We start from the raw sequence: 19,819 nt of genomic DNA on the forward strand, positions 1-19,819 counted from the left end.
CCGTGAGAAACCACCCCGAATCCATAGAGTAGTCTCTCACGTTAATCACTTTTTTCTAGATTACAACTTCAACATACAGCTTCGACATTACCGGTTCAACAGACTGCCCACATAGCGCAGCAGCTCGTTGGCACATACCGGGCAATATCCATGCTCCTCAATCAATCTGGAGCTGACCTCGTTGATCCGTTTCAACTGCACGGCATCCGGTGTTTTGGTCGAGGTTGTAATCTTGACGATATCCTTGAGATCGGTGAACAGCTTCTTCTCAATCGCTTCGCGCAGGCGCTCATGATTGTGGTACTCGAATTTTTTGCCCTTGCGCGAGTAGGCTGAGATGCGAATCATAATCTCTTCCCGGAAAGCCTTCTTCGCATTTTCCGAGACTCCGATCTGCTCCTCGATCGAGCGCATCAGTCTTTCATCCGGATCCATCTCCTCATCGGTCAGCGGATCGCGGATTTTCGTCCAGTTGCAGAACGCCTCGATATTATCCAGATAATTCTCAAACAGCGTCTTGGCGGACTCTTCGAAGGAATACACAAAAGCCTTCTGCACCTCCTTCTTGGCCAAGTCATCATATTCCTTACGTGCGGCGGCGATGAAGTTCAGATAACGCTCCCGTTCGTCCTTCGTGATGGAAGCATGCTGATCCAGACCGTCCTTGATCGCCCGCAGCACATCCAGCGCGTTAATGCACTGAAGATCTTGCTTAATAAGAGCACTTGATATCCGGTTGATGACATAACGCGGGTCAATACCGGACATCCCCTCTTCCAGGTATTCATTCTGCATCTCTTTTAAATCCGCTTCTTTATAGCCCTCTACTTCCACACCGTCGTACATGCGCATTTTTTTGATCAAGTCCATGCCCTGCTTCTTCGTTTCCTTCAGGCGCGTCAATACGGAGAATATGGCGGCTGAACGAAGGGCATGCGGCGCCACATGGATATGCTTCATATCACTTTGGCCAATCAGCTTTGAGTAGATTTTCTCCTCATCACTGACTCTCAGATTATAGGGAATCGGCATCACAATCATCCGGGACTGCAGCGCCTCATTTTTCTTGTTTGCTATAAACGCTTTGTACTCGGATTCGTTGGTATGGGCCACAATCAGCTCATCCGCGCTGATCAGCGCAAACCGGCCTGCTTTAAAGTTTCCTTCCTGGGTCAGGGACAATAAATTCCACAGAAACTTCTCATCGCATTTCAGCATCTCCTGAAATTCCATCAGACCGCGGTTTGCCTTGTTCAACTCGCCGTCAAAACGGTACGCGCGAGGATCGGATTCTGAGCCATATTCCGTAATGGTGGAAAAATCGATGCTGCCGGTTAAGTCCGCAATGTCCTGGGATTTAGGGTCGGAAGGGCTGAATGTCCCGATGCCGACTCTGCTCTCCTCGGAGATGAGCACCCGCTGGACTTCAACCTGCTCGATATCTCCACCGTATTCGGTTTTGAGTCTCAACTGGCAGGCCGGGCACAAATTCCCCTCAATTCGAACGCCAAGCTCCTTCTCGATTTCCGGTCTGAGCTCAAGAGGAATCAAATGCAGCGGTTCCTCCTGCATCGGGCAGCCGGAGATCGCATACACCGCTCCCCGGTCGGTACGGGAATGCTTCTCCAGGCCCCTCTTCAGCAGCGTAACCAAGGTCGATTTACCGCCGCTGACCGGCCCCATAAGCAGCAGTATGCGTTTGCGTACATCGAGCCTGCGAGCCGCGGAATGGAAATATTCCTCTACGAGTTTCTCAACCGCACGGTCGAGACCGAAAATTTCCTGTTCAAAAAACTTATATTTTTTCTGGCCCCCGATCTCCTCAAAACCGTAGGATTCGATCATGTCATATACACGGGCATGTGCCGTCATGGCTGGAGAGGGGTCCTTCTTCAGCAATTCGATGTATTCCCTGAATGTGCCGCTCCACGCCAAACGGTCGCCTTCAGCCCGATACGATGCTATGCGTTCGAAAATATCCATATCGCTACCTCCTATGAGTCTGTTTATGGGGATTGGCTTCCATTCCACAGCGTCATTAGAAAACATTCCATTTTCGAAAAAAGTGTATTACATACCTATGCGGCTTACTTGGAATAGTTGACCTTATTTTCGAAGTCAAGCAAGTGCTTTTTTGATGAACTCTCCGAGCAGTCTACACCCGGATACGCATGAAAGCAGTCCCCATGCTATACTGAAATTACATTAACGTGACATCAAACATGTTTCGGATCAAAAGGAGAGTAACCATGGCGATAAAGCATGAAGCCGAGCTGTACGCTCCCTTAAAAGCCTTTTTTGTAAATAGAATGGATATGAAGTAAAAGGTGAGGTTCGCCATTGTGATCTTGTCGGTATGAAGGAAGGCCTCGAGGAGCCGCTTATTGTGGAGTTAAAAAAAACATTTAATCTTGCGCTGCTGCTCCAGGGCATCGAGAGACTGAAGCTGACTCCGTACGTTTATCTGGCGGTCGAGAAGAGCCGTGCGAAAAAAGGAGCGGTCAATCAGCGCTGGAACGAGCTGTCAGGGTTATGCGGGCGCCTGGGTCTGGGACTTATCACGGTAACCTTCTACAAAACCAAAGCGCCTTTTGTGGAAGTGCTCTGTGAGCCGGAGATGGCCGTACAGACGGGCCGAACGGCCATCAGACGGAAGGAGCGCCTGTTGTATGAGTTTCGGGAGCGCAGCGGTGATTACAACACGGGCGGCATAACAAGAGCCAAGCTGGTTACCGCATATCGCGAGAAAACGCTGCGTGTAGCTGCAGCCATGAATTCCGCGGAAGCGGAGCAGCGCAGCTTGCATGAACTGCAGGAGCAGGAGCACGGGCTTCAAGCAGGGCGTGCAGCCGCTGCGCTGCCCGGCATTTCCCCCGCGGCTGTGCGGGATCGAAGCGGCGTAGGATCGGCTGCTGATATCCTGCAGCGCAATTATTATGGCTGGTTCCGCCGGGTGAGCCGCGGACGCTACGTGCTGACGCCTGCCGGTATCCAAGCCCTGGCAGACTACGCCACCGTGTTAAAATACATAAAATGTACATTCATCAGCCCGAAAACCGGCAAATCCCGTGATGCAAAAAAAGGCTGCTGATTCTACTCCAGACCTGATAACAGGTCCAATCAGCAGCCTACCCCTATAGTTATTAACGATACTTAAAGAAGCAGCCTTCCATGTCTAATTACGGGCAGTAAATTCCAGCACCGCTTCGCTGATCAGATTCATGCCCAGCAGCAGCTCATCCCGGCCCGGATGCGTAAAATTCAGCCGGATGCATTCACGGGTATGATCTTCGGCGGAACACATCGAGCCTGGCAGGAAAGCCGCACCTTTGAGTAAAGAAGCTCTCAGCAGCGCATCGCCATTCAAGCCAGGTGGCAGCTGCACCCAGAGAAACATCCCGCCGGAAGGTACCGCATACGTCGAATCCTTCCATGCGCTGCGCTTCAGCAGCTCTACCATCAGTTTAAGCCTCGTTGCGTACTCCCGGTTCAGCATGCCGATGTGATCCTCCAGCTGAAAATGCTTGGATTCCAGCAGATTGTGCAGCATCCGCTGATTCAGCATACTGGATTGCCAATCGGCCATTTGCTTCACCGCCGTCATCATCTCAATGACGCGCCGATTTCCTGCGGCCCATCCTGTACGAAGCGCCGGTGCAACCGTTTTGCTGAAGGAGCCAACATATAGAACATGCTTACCCTGGGGTTCCTCCAGTGAGAATATTGAAGGAATTCTTGTCCCCTGATTCTTGGCATCCGCAAAATAAAGATCGCCGTAAGAATCATCCTCCACAATGAGAAGCCCATGCTGAACACACAGCTCCAGCACCTGCTTGCGCCGCTCCAAACTCCACATCACGCCTGTCGGATTGGTAAAATTGGGCGCAGCCATCAGCAGCTTCGGCTTGTGCTGCCGGATCATCGCTTCGAGATGCTCTGGCAGCATCCCGTTCTGATCTCCCTCAACAGGCACAATGAGGGCGCCCTGTAGACGCAGCACCTGAAGCAGTCCAGGCGAGGTTGGATTCTCGACCAGCACCGGGTCACCCGGGTCCACATACACCCTGACCAGCAAGTCAATGGCCTGCTGCGTACCGGTTGTCAGTAAAATATGCTGGGGCTGAACGCTAAGCCCCTTTCGCCGGGAAAAATCCTGGCTCAGCCATTCGCGGAGCGGTCCCGTATCCTTCCGCCTCACCATACTGCAGCGCTAGCGGATCCTCAGACAGGACCGATGTCGCTGCCTCTGCCAGAGAATGCAGAGGGAATAACTCTTCGGCCGGAAGCTCTTCTGCCAAGGAAATAAAAGAATCCCGCTTCGCAAGTTCCCTGATATCGCGCAGCGGGGATGACAAAAGGGTCTGTGCACGGGAAGCAAAGGAATACTGCATGGAAGTCCCTCCTCTAACCGTTATCAAAACCTCGGTTTTGTATTCAGGAGCCTCTTAACAACCTCTAAAAGGTATTCCTGATATTTATATATTATACCTTATGAACCACATCACGCATATATTTGCCTGCCTTGGCGGGTATACAGTGCGTACTTTTCGATCGCTTGCGCACGGGTCGAGACCCCAAGCTTCACGTATATTTTGCGGAGGTAATTATCAATGGAGCGGCGGCTTACTTGAATTTCCATGGCAATTTTATCGTAGGTGATGCCTTGGACAATCCGTTCCATAATAAAGGCCTCCGTCTCGGAGAGCTGAAGTCCACCTTCATTCATGGCAGAGGCCGTTAGCGGCCATATTCCTTGCCTTACCCACTCGAGCGGCAGTGATGCAACACCTTCCCGCAGGCCGGTAATCATATGTATAAGCTGAAAGGTGGATGCCTGTTTGGATAACAGCCCGCTTGCGCCGCGGCTGATCAAGGATTGCAGCAAGGGAAGACCATCGTTATCGGTCATGATGACAACATGGGTCCTCGGAGACAGCTGCTTCATCTGCTCCAGCACGGCTTCAGACGTGTGTTCCTGCAGGTGATAATCCAATAGAACCAAGTCAGGAAGCAAATCCCCGACCAATCGAAGCCCTTCTGAATCTGAGGATGTCATTCCCTCAACGAGCAGATCCTGCTGCTCTTCCAAAATCAATTTTGTTCCCAGCATGCTTGTAGGTTGACTGCCAACTATAACTACCCGCCAAACCTGATTCATTTTCTAATAGACCTCCTGTTTCAACGAACTTGAATCTCTATCATCTCTATTAAGTAAGCGCCGTCATTTCCTTACATACCCGGCATGCGATTTCTCGTTGTTTGCGGCTATGGATTGATACAATTCCATCCTGTTATCCGTATAGAAAAAAGGTTAATTAATCCTATAGACGCAGGGCCTTTGACGATATGTATGGTCGAATGTCTTATATGTATCCTATTTGATAATCAAATCTATACAGATTGTATCCCACTCTAACTTTCTAGGCAATCTATTTTTCATAAAAAACGCGCGCTTTTTGTTCGTCTTTGCGAAAGTAATCCTGACATGATAGAATGATATCTGGAAAAAATGATAGTTTTTGAGGGGTGATGATATGCCAATGTTAGAGCCGGAAAACAATGCCCCCTATAAATCCCGTGAGGAAGTGCATCAAAAAGGGCCTTCTACCAAATGGTTCTGGGTATTTTGGATTGTTCTGATCGGGCTGGGGACGACCGCAGCCTACCTATATAGCAATCATTTAAAAGAGCAGGTCGTTGTGCAGTTGCAGCAGGATACGCACAAGGAGATGGCATCGTTCAAAGCGGAGTATGACCAAAGATTTAATGAGCTGGTTCAGGAAATGGATGAGATGCAGAGCAAGGTTCAGTCCTTTAATGAACTGCTGACCTTTACCAAGGATCAGGCTAGCGGCAAGACGGACAACAGCAATAAGCTGTATAGTCAGTTAAGCCAGGTAGAGAAACAGCTGAAGGAGCTGGAACGCAAGATGGAGCTGCTCAAGTGACTAGGCTGAGATATATTCGTCCCAAGCAGCTCAACCGAACGTTTATGCTAGCCATCGCTCCTTTTATCGGATTGCTGCTGTGTATGTGGTTGATAACCAAGCCGCCGCACCTATCACACGAAACCGCTGAGTACATACCTTCCAGCAGCATATCGGAACAGTCCTCCGTCATCATGCAAGAATTGGATCAAGCGGCCGTCACTGCGGAGCAAACGATATCTTCTATTGAAAAAAACAGCCAAGCTCTATCAGCAGACGACAGCCTCGGTAGGAACGATTCTGCGAACCGCGGAATCCCAGGCTGCACGCCCGGAGCAAATCTATAACCGCCGGATCACAAGCAAACTGGGGGTCCCGATCGAGACGGTTAACAGCGACCGGATTCGAATCGAGTTATATAAGATCAATCCGGGTACCTATCACGGTTACGCGATGAAGGTCAAGCTGAAGGACCCTTCCGCCATGAGTATGTCACTGGGCAGTGAAAGCGGCAGACCCGGGTCCGTCGAAACGACCATGCGTGCGGTAAGTCGGCATGGCGCGGTTGCCGGCATTAATGCCGGCGGATACGCGGATGGCAACGGGGGCAGGCATCCGCTAAGCACAACCTTTTATAAGGGCAAGTACGTTTCAGGATTTCAACCGAGCTTTAAGGATCTTTCCTTTGTCGGCATGAGCAAATCCGGCAAGCTGATCGGTGGAAAATTCTACAATCAGAGCGATCTTGATCGCCTGGATCCGGTATTCGGTGCTACCTTTGTGCCCGTGCTGCTCCAAAACGGCTACAAAACCACCATTCCCGAGAAGTGGCGAACGGCCCCTGGACGGGCACCTCGCACGGTCATCGGCAATTACAAGGATGATCAGCTGCTCATTCTCGTAACCGAAGGATACGATGAGAAGGGTAAATCCGGCGCTACACTGCAGGAACTGCAAAACAAGCTGAAAAAATTGGGCGTCATCGACGCTTATAATCTGGATGGCGGCGGCTCGGCCTCCCTTGTCCTGAACGGTCGTGTCGTGAACAAGCCATCAGACGGAAGTCTGCGGCCCGTGCCAACACACTTCCTATTTTTCGAGTAATGGAATCGGCTTCATATTCTCATTTATTTTTTCGCCCAAGGTGGTTATAATAAGAATAGCTTAGCAGGAGGTGGCAAGGATGTCTTTCTCATTAACCTTTTGGATCGTCATGCTCGTGTTTGCCCTTTACATGGTCGGCATTTGGACCTCGTCATACAATGATGATAAAACCAAAGGCCTGTAAGGCATAAACTCCCCCGAAATACGGGGGAGTTTTTATTTTATTGCGAAACAAAAAAGGCACCGCTCTTTAGCGATGCTACAAAAGGTAATTCATATTAGGCAACTAGGCCATGTTTCGGAAGCTGGTTGCTATTTCGGACATGCATTGACGAGCCAGTATGTAGACGCTCTTTAAACTCGCTTACACCATCCATAGAACCACAGAAGACACACTTCGGACGATAGCGCTCTAATATAATATGGTCCCCCTGTACAAGAATTTCTACGGGATCCCCCTCGTTCATTTGATATCTCTTCCGCAGAGACTTAGGCAGAACGATTCTTCCCAGCTGATCGACCTTACGAACAACACCAGCAGGTTTCATAACGATTGTACACCTCTTTCATTTTCAACAAGTGATTTCTGACACCACAATTACAGAACTGATAATAAGGGCCTAGTATAATAGTTCGATAAAAAGTTGTCGAATCCTGCTGGATATTAAGAATTTCTTAGTTTTTTTCAATATCAAATAGGTATACTGGATGATTTTTCCCTAAAAACTCGAAGTTTTGCAGCTTTTAATCCATACCCGGGAAATTCAGCTGGCGTAATGCCTCGTATACCATAATCGCAGCCGAATTGGACAAATTCAGCGAGCGGACCTTATCTGTCATCGGCATCCGTATGCAATGCTCGCTATTTGCAGCAAGCAGCTCTGGAGGCAGGCCCTTGGTCTCTTTGCCAAAAACCAGAAAATCGCCATCCTGATACTCGATATCCATGTAACGCTTGGTTGCCTTCGTCGTGGCATAGAAATAACGTCCGTCCGGATACAGTGCCTTTAATTCCTCAAAGGAATCGTGGTATTCAATATGTACGGCATACCAGTAATCCAGCCCTGCCCGCTTCAATGTTTTGTCATCTGTATTAAAGCCGAGCGGACGGACCAGATGCAGATGAGTGCCTGTTGCGGCGCAGGTTCTGGCGATATTGCCCGTATTGGCGGGGATTTCCGGTTCGACTAGTACGATGTGTAATGCCATGTTGATAAAGTCCACCTTTTCTTCTGTTTTCTTCTATTATAACCGATTCCATCCCGAATTCCCGGGGTATCCAGAAATAACCTTCCGCTGATGGGCGGAAGGTTATTTCTGTTCATCTTCGATGATGTATTAGCTGCGGCTGTTCTGGAACTGCTGCATAAATTGTACAAGCGCCTGAGCGCTCTCGTACGGAAGGGCATTATACACCGAAGCGCGCAAACCGCCGACGCTGCGATGGCCTTTTAGACCGACAAAGCCTTCTTGCTCCGAAGACTTCACAAATTCCTTCTCCAGCTCTTCCGTGCCCAGACGGAACGTAATATTCATATCCGAACGCACTTCTGCGTTCACGCAGCCGCGATAGAAACCGCCGCTGCTATCGATGGCATCATAGATGAGTGCGGCTTTCTTGCGGTTCAGCTCCTGAACGCCTTCAAGCCCACCCTTCTCCTGAATCCATTTGAGAACCTCATTAATCATATATATGCCAAAGGACGGCGGCGTATTGTAGAGCGAATTGTTTTTCAAATAAGTATCATAACGGAGCATACTTGGGAGATGTTTAGGAGAATCTGTAATCATATCCTCTCTGACAATCACAACGGCCACGCCGGATGGTCCAAGGTTCTTCTGCGCACCGGCATATACCATGGCAAATTGGCTTAGATCAAAAGGACGGCTCAGGATATCACTCGACATATCGCAGATCAGCGGTACGGATCCGGTATCCGGGAATTCCTTAAACTGTGTGCCTTCAATGGTTTCATTGGAAGTCAGATGAAGATAAGCTGCATGATCGGATAGCTTGATATCTTGAAGCTCAGGCAAAGCCATGTATTTGCTCGCTTCCGATGAGGCGGCAATATGGGTTTCGCCAATCAGCCTGGCTTCCTTAATCGCCTTCTCGGCCCAGCTGCCTGTCATCACATAATTTGCAACCTGGCCCTGTCCCAAAAAGTTCATCGGAATCATCGCAAATTGCGTGCTGGCACCACCCTGAATGAATAACACCTTGTACCCGGACGGATTTCCCAGCAGGGACAGCAGGCGTTCCTGCGCTTCATTATGAACTGCTTCATAGACGGCACCGCGATGCGACATTTCCATGATCGACATGCCCGTATCCCCGTAATTGACGAATTCAGCCTGAGCGCGCTCCAACACTTCAAGCGGCAGCGCAGCAGGCCCTGCATTAAAATTGTATGCTCTCTTGCTCAAAAGACTCTCCACCCTTTCTCCTTGTTCCCTTTATCGCTTTATAGATTTAAAGCTAATCATAGCAACAAAGCGAAGGTCCATCAAGTGCATTTTATACAATTTTTTATTCTCCATCAAAAACGGATAAATCCTACAGTTCCAACCTGCGAAGACCCAAAAGGGACACCCTTTTGTTTACCAACTGAAGAATTGGAACTGCCTTCTCCAGCATTTATGTTCTCCCGGAGCCAGACTCAGGCGAATAAACACCTCGGGAGAAATCACGTGGCCAGTACCCCATAGCGCCATGTAAGCGACTGGAAAATTACTGCTCTCCCTTACTCCCGCCCTGCTGGCTTTATGCGTGAGCTCCCATGAATAAGAGTGGTCACTGCCGTTGAAACCTTCCAGCTTTCCATAAAAGGGCTTGCTCGGCTTGGCGTTCCAGTTCACCTCGCAACCCTGGACAGACAGCAAGCCGGAGGTATAGTCAGATTCAACCTCCGTAAATCGGACAGGTACAGGCAGCCGCAGCTTGTATTCTGGTCCTGCGTCCTGATCGTTTATACCTATAAAATTATGGATATATTCCTCCGTATCAATCCTTCGGCTACCTTCGTTGCAGAGCTCATAATCCATGGTCAACGAGGTACCTTGGATGGAGATCTTCTTAACCAGCCTGGCTGCATATCCCTTTGTGTTCCTTGCATGAACCACATACGTGATGTTTAAATCGTCCGCCGTGATATCCACATCGAAAGGTTCCAGCGGATACGTATACTGAAAGTTATAACCGTCTTCATTAACCCGCTTAAGAAGGCCCACCCCTAGTTTAGGAAACCACTCGCCTACCCTGGTTTCCGAGTACCCCATTCCGTCGTGAAGACCAAATTCATTGCATAATCCTGATCCGCCGGCAGGGTTAAATCCCTCTGCATACTCATGAACACAGAACGTATGACCGCTCCCCACGAGCCTGACCTGTGTAATGAATCCAGTCCGATCAAAACGTGTGCCTTGGTAACTATCAATATCCGCTATATCTACGGCTAGTTGTCCGTTCGTTAATAGATGGCTCATGCTAATCGCTCCCTCTCCATTCATGATGAAGAAGTCCCGGTCACTTGTCTGCCAGGGCTTCCGTAAATTTGCATGTTCTTATGTTAGGCGAGCTCGACAAGAATGATATGAGATTCATTCATGGATAACGCAGACAACGTATAACGATCCACTTCTGCTGCCCCTCGGGTGATACTGCGCAGCTGAACCTTCTCGCCGTTCAGTGTAATGGATTGAATCCCATAACTTCCATAATCCAATCCGCTTGGATTGCTGTATACAATCTGAAGCTGTTGATCAGCAAACCTTGTATCTACAACTGCGTTGCCATCAGCTCCAAATTGAGAGGAACGTAATTTAGGTTCCAAGCGAAGATGTCCCAGATTACCTTTCACGCCAAACACCTCGGTCAGCATCGTAAGCAGAAGCCAGCTTGCTGATCCGGTGAGATAGGGATACATGCCTCTTCCCTTCTCATTGATGTATTCAGGAATACCAGGATACATGCGACTGCGATCAAAGTCATTGCTCAGATCATAAATCGACTGCAGCACCTCATATCCTTCTTGGACAAAACCTCTTTTATACAGAGCATTCGCATACATGACACTCATATGGCTAAACATGGCGCCATTCTCTTTATGCCCGAACGCAAATCCGAACGCACGTCCAAGATTTTGCTGAATCTCGCCAAAGTTCGAGTTGAGGCGGTAACCGATGTTAGGGTCGTTTCAGATAACGATCCACAGCCTTCGTAATCCGGCTTACCTGATCATCGTCAGCAATTCCGCCCATGACAGCAAAGACCTGACCTGTAAGCGTGATGCGCACACCATGGGGAAAATCGCCTTCCACGCGTTCTCCATCATTATTGTAATATCCGTTGAACCACGCATACCCTTCTTCGTTTGTGATCCATTCGTTGCGGCGCAAATGCTGGATGATCCATTCCGCTTTCAGTTTCAAATCCTGTACAACATCCGCTAAACTTAATTTCAGTTTGTTTCCGGTCACAGAGACTTTTACTGATTCGTAATACCTATCCAGCAGTTCGAGTTTCCCTTTAACATCCTCATAGGAAGCGGGAGTCGTTAACGAATCGAGCAAAACAGCCATTTCCTCTGCAATTTCAATGAATTCGACACCGTGGTTCTCCTGCCATGCCAGCAATACATCAGCAAGCTGCATCAAGTTGCTCGCATAAAACGCAGTAAATGCTACACTCTCGCCTCTGCCTGGCGCTAGGTCCAGACCATCATTCCAGTCTGCTCCCTCCAGCTTGATGTTATTGTGCTCGCCTACATTAAAGAACGGAACCAGATTCTGCAGCAAAATATGCTCAAGTATCGTTCCCTCATATACCCTGCCATTCACGGTTAAGAGCTTATTCCCATTCTCCGGCAACCAGTGGCTGTCCTTCTCCTGACACCGTTTCACAAACACATCACGGAAATACGTTTGAGGCTGCTTCAGGAAATCCAGATCCCCGCTCTGATTGATATAAAGCAGGGTGGTCATTAACGGCCAGGCACCATGATCCATCCATACGCGAGGAATATTGTTCCGGTCCGCGATAAACTCACCCGGCTTGGTTCCGATAATTGTTGCATTGCTTCCGTCCATTCGCACACCTGCGTAATTATTGAGCAGAAGGTATCGAACCTCAGATGGCTCCATAATCATCAGTGCAAGGCAATCCTGCCACAGGTCACGCCATCCGCGGCCTCCACGGCCATAGTCATGATAGGGGAGGAAGGAGTTCCCGTATAAACGGCGCAATATAGGCTGCAGCGTTACCCATTTCATCCACATATCCTGCTGTTGATCTCCAGTATGAAAGGACACGGTTGCCAGCTTGTCATTCCAATAGTTTTCGTTCTGCTTAAGCAGATCATCAAAACTCTTCTCCGATAAATACGTTTCGTCCAGCCTGCCGGATTCTATGCGATCCTCTGAAATGACCATTGCGATCACATAAGCTCTGGATTGGCCTGGCAGCAATTGAAGCTCATGAAACCGGAGAGCCCCAATCGCTTCGTAGCCCTCCAGCGTATCACCAGCCGCTGCACCCGCTTTCTTGTTGGCAACTACAGACTCGGGCCAATCCAGTGCGCCGCCTTCCCCGATAAATTCCTCGAGTACCGGATCATAACCGGCTGGTTCCGCACCATCTGCCTCTGCACCCAGCACGCTGTAGCACACCTGATTGATACGGTGACCGCGCTCGTCAAACGACAGAACAGGCTGCACCTCGATCCCCTTACGATGAACAAAGATCCGATGCAGCAGTGAAGTCACATGACGATGATCCCGCAGATCATCTGCCGAGCGTCCGTACAGCGGGATGGCTGCGGTAGGCGTCAGCTTCAGCGGCTGATCGCTTGTGTTTGTCAGTTTCACTTTCATCAATTCAATTTTGTCATCCGTTACAGGAACGAAACTCGTCACTTCCGCTTGCAGTCCCGTTTCCCGGTTAATCCGCTTCAGCTTATGCCATAGAAACCCAGCTTCTAATTCGCTCTCTTCCTCCTGCTGCATGAATCGGTTTGCATTCTGCCTGGCGGAATTGCCAGTTGCGGACCATGCCCCGTATCCATCGATATACACCCAGAAATTACGTGCAGATTTAGAATTATGCAGATCCTCTACCGATACGGGTGACATCAAAAAAGTATTATGACTGCTTGTGATTTCTCCATGAAGATTCGGCGTTATGGCTGACATCATGCCGGCTTCATTAACTAACGGAAAATATAAATAGCTGTTATGTTCAGGCATGTTCAATGAAAACACGCCCTGGTTCCCCTGAAACTTCCATCCTGTCGATTTCATATCGTTCTCTTCCCCTTTATGCCATTAGGATTTAACCGCTCCTGCAAGAGCGCCATCCACAAGGTATTTCTGTATGAACGTGTACAGAATGATCAATGGTGCAGCCACGATCGTTATTCCGCATGCAAGCAGCGGCCAGTTATTCCCGTACTGCCCTCTGAACTCTTTTAGGCCAAACGTGATCGGATAATTAGCCGGACTTGGAAGATACATGATCGGACCTACAAAGTCATTCCACACCCCAATCGCGGTCAGAATGACACCTGTTGCTATCACAGGTTTCATAAGGGGCAGAATAATTTGGAACAAGTAACGAATATATCCGGAACCGTCCATCCCTGCGGCTTCATCCAGATCTCTGCTGATCGATTTGATATAGCCCACAAACATCATGAATACAACGCCTGTGCCCGTCGTTTTCAGTAAAATATAACCGAGCTTGGTATCGTAACCGAAAAATGAAACACTCTCTTTAAAGGACAGCATTAATTTATATTGGGCTACCATCGGGTTCGGAAGAAACTGGGACAGCAAGAAGAACATATAAATGAATCCGCTCCACATGACATATCCGCGCGCAACCGGAAAAGCGGCAAACAACGAAACAATGATGGTAAGTCCCGTTGCCGCCACCGTGTAAATCAGACTGTTGGTGAAATAACCGGCAAAATTGCCCTCAGACCATGCTTGCGTGTAGTTGCCCCATTCAATGTTCTGGACGATCCCAATGGGATTGAGCAAATATTCATTAAAGGATTTAAGCGAAATATTGAACACCAGCAGAAGCGGCACGACATACAGAATCAGAAGCAGAAATACGACGCCGTAAGAAAGAATTTGAGTTGTTTTAGAATTCTGCATCAATATTCCACCTCTCTCTTACGCGTTTGTCTGACGGCAACAACAACAAAGAGGAGAATAATCAAGAACTGTATCACGGAAAGCGCAGAAGGAAGACCCATTTCCAAGCTGCCGCGGAATGTTTCCTTGTACACGTCATATGCCATCGTTCTGGTATTAAATCGACCGTCTGTTGTTGCCAAAATGATATCAAACGTCGACATAGCCCCAATAATAGACAGCAGCATATTCACCGTGAAAGACGGTGCGATGAGAGGGAAGGTAATATGACGGAAGGATTGCCATTTGCTAGTGCCGTCAATATGACCAGCCTCATATAAATCTTTTGGAACCGACTGCAGTCCTGCCAGAAAGATCAACATGGAGTATCCCATGTACATCCAAATCTGTACGAATATAATATAGCCGAACGCATGGGTGAAACTTCCGAAGAACATATCCTGATATCCGAAAAGAACATCGTAGAGGCGGTTGACCGGTCCGTTTAACGGATCAAACATCATCCCCCAGATTAGGGCAACCACAGCTACGCCTAGTACAACCGGCAAGAAAAACACCGCACGATAGAAATAATCTCCTTTAAGGCGTTGATTGATGATCACAGCAATAAATAGAGCAACTCCATTTTGTACAATCGTAACAACGAACATGAAGATCAGGGTATTTATAATGGAGCGCCAGCGTTCGCCTGAATTTCCCGAGAAGAATAAATCCTTGTAATTATCAAGCCCGACAAATTGATAGGTGCTGCCGGGGAGGTTTTTAACGTCGGTAAAGGAGTAAATGACCGTCAATATCGAAGGTCCAAAATAAAAAACAATGTATAATGCCATGGGTATCAGCAGCAGCAATAATGGTATGAAGCGATTAAACCCTTTTCCAAATGGATACATCTCTCTCACCTCGCAAATCCCGATTCAATAAATGTCGGGGCCTGTTGCACAGACCCCGATTACAGTATGGTTCATTCTATATAGGTCTCTTTATAGTAGAAGAAATCTTTATTTAGGAGCTGCGGCTTCCCATTCTTTTTGCTGAATGTCAGCCAATTCCTTCGCTGTTTTGTAAAGACCGCCCGGAGCCAGGAATTCAGTATGAACACCCTCAGCAGCCAGATGCTCGCCGATATTCTGACGGTTGATCATCATGATTTCGTACGCCAATTCAAAGTCCCCCAGATACGGAGTAAGTTCGTTGTCGATAAAATCGCTTTCGGTTTGAATGTTATCCTGTGTTGGAATGAAACCGGCAGCCTTTACAAATGTCGTGTAGTTCTCCGGTTCGGAGAAGAACTCAAGCCATTTCAATGCTCCCTCTTTGTTCGGTCCTTTCTCGGCAGCATACCAGGTTACATCATACTTGCCGACAAAGGATGCATTCTTCGCCGCATCTTCTGTTGCAGGAAGCGGGAAGTATCCGAACTTCAGCTCTGGGTTGGCAGCTGCAATGGTTGGAGCATCCCAGGATCCATCAGCCAGCATCGCCGCTTTGCCTGTTGCAAAATAAGAAGGCGCTGTTGCATAATCAATCCCCATGAATCCGTCAATCATGTAATTGTCTTGAAGCGTCTTCATTTTTTCCAATACTTCGACTGCCTCTTCATCGTTATAAGCCGTCTCGCCTTTCCAAACACCCTCAATCCATTTCTGTTGATCTCCGCCACCCAGAATTTTGGCTTGCAGAGCGAATACAGGGAGTTTCAAAGGCCATACGTCTTTACCTGCAACAACAATCGGGGTAATGCCTTTGGCTTTCAGATCATCATTGAGCATAATGAACTCCGACCACGTTTTTGGAACGCTCAGACCATTTTGTCTCGAAAATCTCTTTATTATAGAAAAGGCCGGACATGGCTACCTTGCCTGTTGGAACTGCATAGACTTTATCGTTATAAGTTCCGGCTTTTTCGATATCGTTAGCATTATAATTCTTAATGAAGGCTTGGTCCGATAAATCTGCGATCAGTCCTGTATCAATCCACTGCTGCCAATCGGGCACCTTAGCACCTGGCGTCCATTCCTGCGGAGAAAGTCTCATCCCGGACAAATCAGCCAGAACGTCCACATCGTTTGCCGTGATTCTCGCTCTCTGCGCCTGCTTAAATTCATCATCCGGTCCTGTAGTGGTATATTCCACCTTATACTCAGGGTACTTCTCTTCAAATTTCTTGTTGATCTCTTCAACTGCTTTATTGATGTTATCCTGTTTCCAGTGTAAAATTTTGATGACCTTCTTATCGCCTTTAGCCGGTGTTTCTTTATCGGCCGAATCACTGCTTCCTCCGCAAGCCGTTAGCGAGAAAGTCAAAGCACCCGCCAGAAGTACTGCTGATAATTTCTTAATCATTTCTTTACCCCCTGAAATTAATTTGCAATTCATTTATGAAACCGGATTCATTATTCCGCTTCTTTTCGTCCAGTATAGTCTTGATGCTACGAAAATTTCAGTAATCCATTTCGTAATTCAGCGAATTATACCGAAAGCGGTTTCGTAAGGCCTATTATTACTCATAACATTTTGTTTGTCAAAGCTTTTTTTAACCTCATTCAATACAATTTTTCGTCTCGATATCATTCCGTTATTTCCCCTTGATACTCCAAGTATATAGCCGCTTCCTTCCATTGACTTAAAGTACTAAAGCAGATACACTATTTTTACGAAACAGTTTCGAATAGAGAATTATAAAAAATTTCGAACGAATCATCTTAAACGTAAAAACAAGTAGAAAGCGGCATTTTTCATGCTGATATTTAGGTTTTTTTAACAATTATAACGAAAATCCACGAAAATTTCGGGGTGACTTGATAAACAAATAAGGGGCGTTTAGTATGGGGTTGAATATTAAAACAATCGCTAAAATGGCGGGGGTATCCGTTTCCACCGTCTCCAAGATTATTAACAACTATAGTGATGTATCCGAGGAGACCAAAGCTCGTGTGCTGGAAATCATGAAAGAAACCGGATATACCCCCTCCAACTCCGCGAAAACATTAGCCACGAAAAAATCCAATTTAATAGGCGTTATTTTTGCCGGGAAATTGAATGTGGATTTTACCCATCCTTTTTTCGTTGAGGTTCTGAATTCGTTCAAGAAACAAATGGGTGTCCTCGGTTACGACCTTCTGTTTTTTTCGTAATGAAAAATTCCAGGGTGATGATGCCGACTATCTCGGAAGATGTCGTCATTATCAGGTGGACGGCTGTGTCATTATATCCGGGGAAGAAATCGAGCCCTCCATTAAGGAGCTTGATGAGAGCGACATTCCGTGTATTGGGGTCGACATTGAGCTGATCGGCGAAATGTCGGGGCACATTATGTCGGACAACTATAAAATGTCCTCGAAGGTCGTTGAACATTTCTACCTCCAAGGCTTCAGAGACTTAGGATTCATTGGGGGCAGCAAGGAATCTGAAATCTCCAACATGCGTGAGGCCGGTTATCGCAACGCTATGGAGAGCTTCGGGCTTCCTGCCCGTACGGAGTGGTTTCTGAACGGGGATGACTTTTACGAAGCAAGCGGATATAAGGCCATGACACGGTTGATCCAGGCAGGATCGCTGCCCCGTGCCATCTTTGCAGCCTCCGATCAGATTGCCATTGGGGCCATCCAGGCGCTTCAGGAGCAAGGCCTGAATGTGCCAGACAATGTTTCGATCATTGGCTGTGACGATATTGAAGCATGTAAATATACTACACCCAAGTTAACGACCATTCGTCAAAACAAAGACAAGATCGGCCGATTGGCCGCACTTATGCTCTACGACCTGATCAATAAGCAATCACCGGTCAGCTCGTTTGTTGTTGAGCCTGAGCTTATCGTACGCGAATCTTGCGGGAGCAAGACACATCACTTCGGTTACTTCTGATTGCTTGTCCAATTGGACCGACGGTCTTCCTCACCTTCCTCACCTTCCTCACCCGGAAGGCCGCCCTTCTGCTCGCTTGGACAGCACTATCTACTTTCCATCCATCTACATACTAAAAAAAGCTTAGAGCCACAGGCCCTAAGCTTTTTTTAATATGAGTATTAGAGGTCGTAGTACAGGGAGTACTCATGCGGATGAACACGGATGTTAACCGCTTTAGCTTCAGAGCGCTTGAGCTCAATGAAGTTATCGAGGAATTCCTGCGTAAACACGCCGCCCTCAGTCAAGAATTCGCTGTCTGCTTGAAGAGCATCCAAAGCCTCATCCAGGGAACCTGGTACGCTGCGGATTTCTCTCTTCTCAGCATCAGACAGTTCGTAGATGTTCTTATCGAATGGTCCGTAGCCCAGTGCCGTCGGATCGATTTTGCGCTTGATGCCATCCAGGCCAGCCATCAGCATGGCCGAGAATGCAAGGTAAGGATTCGCCGTGGAGTCCGGTGTACGGAACTCAATGCGGCAGCCTTTAGGTGTTACAGCTGCAACCGGAATCCGAACTGCTGCGGAACGATTGCCTTTGGAGTACACGAGGTTAACCGGTGCTTCATAGCCTGGAACCAGACGTTTGAAGGAGTTTGTGCTCGGATTTGTCAAAGCAATCAATGCCGGTGCATGGTACAGAATACCGCCAATGTAGTGGATAGCCGTTTCGCTCAGGTTAGCATAAGCTCCTTTTTCGTAGAACAAAGGGGTATCGCCATCGAAAATGGATTGGTGAACGTGCATGCCGCTTCCGTTATCTCCGAACAGTGGCTTCGGCATGAATGTAGCCGTTTTGCCATATTGGCGAGCCGTGTTATGCACGATGTATTTATAGATCAACAAATTGTCAGCTGTTTTCTTTAATGTGTCAAAACGGAAGTTGATTTCAGCCTGCCCTGCCGTTGCTACCTCATGGTGATGACGCTCAACCCGCAGTCCTGCCTCCTCAAGCAAACGGCACATTTCGCTGCGAATGTCCTGCTGTGTATCAATAGGTGCCACTGGAACGTATCCGCCCTTAACGCCAACTTTGAAACCAAGGTTGCCGCCTTCTTCCTTGCGGTTGGTATTCCAGTTTGCTTCCTCGGAGTCTACAAAGTAGCTGGAGCTGTTCATGGAGCTTTCGTAGCGAACATCATCGAACAGGAAAAACTCGGATTCAGGTGCGAAGAATGCTGCTGTACCGATTCCCGCCTCTTGAAGATATTGCTCAGCGCGAGCTGCGATACCGCGTGGATCACGCTCGTAAGCATCGCCCTCCGGTGTAAAGATGTTGCTCATAATGTTAAGTGTAGGATGTGCTGTAAATGGATCGATATAGCAAGATTCCGGATCTGGCATCATTACCATATCTGATTCTTCAATGCCGCGGAATCCTGGAATAGAAGATCCATCAAACGCTACCCCGTTCACGAATGTTTCTTCATCTACCTCTGAAGCCGGCAAGGTAATGTGATGCGCCCGTCCCGACAAGTCCACAAAACGAAAATCGACCCACTCAATATTGTTCTCTTTAATGGTTTGCAATACTTTCTCTACCGACATGTCTCTTCCTCCCAATTTCCGAACATTAAGACTAAAACAGCTTAACAATGTTCATAATCTTTCGATTTCTTTTCGTCATTATATGCCGGGAGATAACCTGACGTCAATACCTATGTAAGGTATTTTTAAAAATGATGTTATATATACTGACATCGAAAACCAGTTAATGTAAATGCA

General features: G+C 47.9%; 14 protein-coding genes and 4 pseudogenes. 4 read left to right on the top strand and 14 right to left on the bottom strand.

Annotated features, from left to right (window positions below):
- Positions 1–87 precede the first annotated feature (87 nt).
- Complete coding sequence (locus tag PVOR_RS24205; RefSeq protein WP_006212171.1) at positions 88–1,983, bottom strand: PrkA family serine protein kinase; 1,896 nt, start codon at positions 1,981–1,983, stop codon at positions 88–90.
- A gap of 266 nt (positions 1,984–2,249) precedes the next feature.
- Here PVOR_RS24205 and PVOR_RS24210 point away from each other — a divergent pair.
- Positions 2,250–3,091 (top strand): annotated as a pseudogene (locus PVOR_RS24210) (DUF2161 family putative PD-(D/E)XK-type phosphodiesterase).
- 84 nt (positions 3,092–3,175) lie between these two features.
- On the opposite strand, the pseudogene PVOR_RS24215 reads toward PVOR_RS24210, so the two are convergent.
- Together PVOR_RS24215 and PVOR_RS24220 are read right to left on the bottom strand one after the other, a co-directional pair.
- Positions 3,176–4,391 (bottom strand): annotated as a pseudogene (locus PVOR_RS24215) (aminotransferase-like domain-containing protein).
- A 110-nt stretch (positions 4,392–4,501) separates the two neighbouring features.
- Positions 4,502–5,158 (bottom strand): helix-turn-helix transcriptional regulator, encoded by a 657-nt coding sequence (locus PVOR_RS24220; protein ID WP_006212175.1) that lies wholly within the window; start codon positions 5,156–5,158, stop codon positions 4,502–4,504.
- 382 nt (positions 5,159–5,540) lie between these two features.
- On the opposite strand from PVOR_RS24220, the gene PVOR_RS24225 reads away from it, so the two are divergent.
- Together PVOR_RS24225 and PVOR_RS24230 are read left to right on the top strand one after the other, a co-directional pair.
- Positions 5,541–5,948 (top strand): hypothetical protein, encoded by a 408-nt coding sequence (locus PVOR_RS24225; protein WP_006212176.1) that lies wholly within the window; start codon positions 5,541–5,543, stop codon positions 5,946–5,948.
- A pseudogene (locus tag PVOR_RS24230) lies at positions 5,945–7,031 on the top strand (phosphodiester glycosidase family protein). Before PVOR_RS24225 ends, PVOR_RS24230 begins: the two are co-directional and overlap by 4 nt.
- A 278-nt stretch (positions 7,032–7,309) precedes the next feature.
- On the opposite strand, the gene PVOR_RS24235 reads toward PVOR_RS24230, so the two are convergent.
- The 10 genes from PVOR_RS24235 to PVOR_RS32675 all read right to left on the bottom strand — a co-directional run bounded on the left by PVOR_RS24235 (position 7,310) and on the right by PVOR_RS32675 (position 16,535).
- Entirely contained in the window at positions 7,310–7,579 is a 270-nt protein-coding gene (locus tag PVOR_RS24235; RefSeq protein WP_006212179.1) for an AbrB/MazE/SpoVT family DNA-binding domain-containing protein, read from the bottom strand.
- Positions 7,580–7,775: 196 nt separating this feature from the next.
- Positions 7,776–8,240, bottom strand: coding sequence for a tRNA (uridine(34)/cytosine(34)/5-carboxymethylaminomethyluridine(34)-2'-O)-methyltransferase TrmL (gene trmL, locus PVOR_RS24240; protein WP_006212180.1), 465 nt, complete (start codon positions 8,238–8,240; stop codon positions 7,776–7,778).
- A gap of 129 nt (positions 8,241–8,369) precedes the next feature.
- Positions 8,370–9,458 (bottom strand): 3-phosphoserine/phosphohydroxythreonine transaminase, encoded by a 1,089-nt coding sequence (serC, locus tag PVOR_RS24245; RefSeq protein WP_006212182.1) that lies wholly within the window; start codon positions 9,456–9,458, stop codon positions 8,370–8,372.
- Between the two features lie 174 nt (positions 9,459–9,632).
- Positions 9,633–10,517: a hypothetical protein gene (locus PVOR_RS24250; RefSeq protein WP_006212183.1), complete on the bottom strand. Its 885-nt coding sequence runs from the start codon at positions 10,515–10,517 to the stop codon at positions 9,633–9,635.
- Positions 10,518–10,600: 83 nt separating this feature from the next.
- Positions 10,601–11,122, bottom strand: coding sequence for a hypothetical protein (locus PVOR_RS32360; RefSeq protein ID WP_234973085.1), 522 nt, complete (start codon positions 11,120–11,122; stop codon positions 10,601–10,603).
- A gap of 94 nt (positions 11,123–11,216) precedes the next feature.
- Positions 11,217–13,328, bottom strand: coding sequence for a cellobiose phosphorylase (locus tag PVOR_RS24255; RefSeq protein WP_234973086.1), 2,112 nt, complete (start codon positions 13,326–13,328; stop codon positions 11,217–11,219).
- A 24-nt stretch (positions 13,329–13,352) separates the two neighbouring features.
- The gene (locus PVOR_RS24260) at positions 13,353–14,189 is read right to left on the bottom strand and encodes a carbohydrate ABC transporter permease (protein WP_006212184.1); all 837 of its coding nucleotides are present in this window, start codon (positions 14,187–14,189) and stop codon (positions 13,353–13,355) included.
- A complete protein-coding gene (locus PVOR_RS24265) occupies positions 14,189–15,082 on the bottom strand; it encodes a carbohydrate ABC transporter permease (RefSeq protein ID WP_006212185.1) in 894 nt (297 codons plus the stop codon). The genes PVOR_RS24260 and PVOR_RS24265 overlap by 1 nt, the downstream gene beginning before the upstream one ends.
- Before the next feature lie 108 nt (positions 15,083–15,190).
- Positions 15,191–15,961, bottom strand: coding sequence for an ABC transporter substrate-binding protein (locus PVOR_RS32670; protein WP_268741813.1), 771 nt, complete (start codon positions 15,959–15,961; stop codon positions 15,191–15,193).
- The gene (locus PVOR_RS32675) at positions 15,951–16,535 is read right to left on the bottom strand and encodes an ABC transporter substrate-binding protein (protein ID WP_268741814.1); all 585 of its coding nucleotides are present in this window, start codon (positions 16,533–16,535) and stop codon (positions 15,951–15,953) included. Before PVOR_RS32675 ends, PVOR_RS32670 begins: the two co-directional genes overlap by 11 nt.
- Before the next feature lie 482 nt (positions 16,536–17,017).
- Between PVOR_RS32675 and PVOR_RS24275 the strand changes: the two are divergent.
- Positions 17,018–18,056: pseudogene (locus tag PVOR_RS24275) on the top strand (LacI family DNA-binding transcriptional regulator).
- A gap of 161 nt (positions 18,057–18,217) precedes the next feature.
- Here the strand turns inward: PVOR_RS24275 and glnA are convergent.
- Entirely contained in the window at positions 18,218–19,642 is a 1,425-nt protein-coding gene (glnA, locus tag PVOR_RS24280) for a type I glutamate--ammonia ligase (protein ID WP_006212186.1), read from the bottom strand.
- Between the last annotated feature and the right edge of the window lie 177 nt (positions 19,643–19,819).

The organism is Paenibacillus vortex V453 (assembly GCF_000193415.1).
Taxonomy (GTDB): domain Bacteria; phylum Bacillota; class Bacilli; order Paenibacillales; family Paenibacillaceae; genus Paenibacillus_AQ; species Paenibacillus_AQ glucanolyticus.

What these genes read in the sequence shown, in the direction of transcription:
- PVOR_RS24250 (WP_006212183.1), bottom strand. Translation starts at nt 10,517, where the DNA reads ATGAGCCATCTATTAACGAACGGACAACTAGCCGTAGATATAGCGGAT.
- trmL (WP_006212180.1), bottom strand. Translation starts at nt 8,240, where the DNA reads ATGGCATTACACATCGTACTAGTCGAACCGGAAATCCCCGCCAATACG.
- PVOR_RS32675 (WP_268741814.1), bottom strand. Translation starts at nt 16,535, where the DNA reads ATGATTAAGAAATTATCAGCAGTACTTCTGGCGGGTGCTTTGACTTTC.
- PVOR_RS32670 (WP_268741813.1), bottom strand. Translation starts at nt 15,961, where the DNA reads ATGCTCAATGATGATCTGAAAGCCAAAGGCATTACCCCGATTGTTGTT.
- glnA (WP_006212186.1), bottom strand. Translation starts at nt 19,642, where the DNA reads ATGTCGGTAGAGAAAGTATTGCAAACCATTAAAGAGAACAATATTGAG.
- PVOR_RS24260 (WP_006212184.1), bottom strand. Translation starts at nt 14,189, where the DNA reads ATGCAGAATTCTAAAACAACTCAAATTCTTTCTTACGGCGTCGTATTT.
- PVOR_RS24225 (WP_006212176.1), top strand. Translation starts at nt 5,541, where the DNA reads ATGTTAGAGCCGGAAAACAATGCCCCCTATAAATCCCGTGAGGAAGTG.
- PVOR_RS24235 (WP_006212179.1), bottom strand. Translation starts at nt 7,579, where the DNA reads ATGAAACCTGCTGGTGTTGTTCGTAAGGTCGATCAGCTGGGAAGAATC.
- PVOR_RS24265 (WP_006212185.1), bottom strand. Translation starts at nt 15,082, where the DNA reads ATGTATCCATTTGGAAAAGGGTTTAATCGCTTCATACCATTATTGCTG.
- PVOR_RS24220 (WP_006212175.1), bottom strand. Translation starts at nt 5,158, where the DNA reads ATGAATCAGGTTTGGCGGGTAGTTATAGTTGGCAGTCAACCTACAAGC.
- PVOR_RS24205 (WP_006212171.1), bottom strand. Translation starts at nt 1,983, where the DNA reads ATGGATATTTTCGAACGCATAGCATCGTATCGGGCTGAAGGCGACCGT.
- PVOR_RS24255 (WP_234973086.1), bottom strand. Translation starts at nt 13,328, where the DNA reads ATGAAATCGACAGGATGGAAGTTTCAGGGGAACCAGGGCGTGTTTTCA.
- PVOR_RS32360 (WP_234973085.1), bottom strand. Translation starts at nt 11,122, where the DNA reads ATGTTTAGCCATATGAGTGTCATGTATGCGAATGCTCTGTATAAAAGA.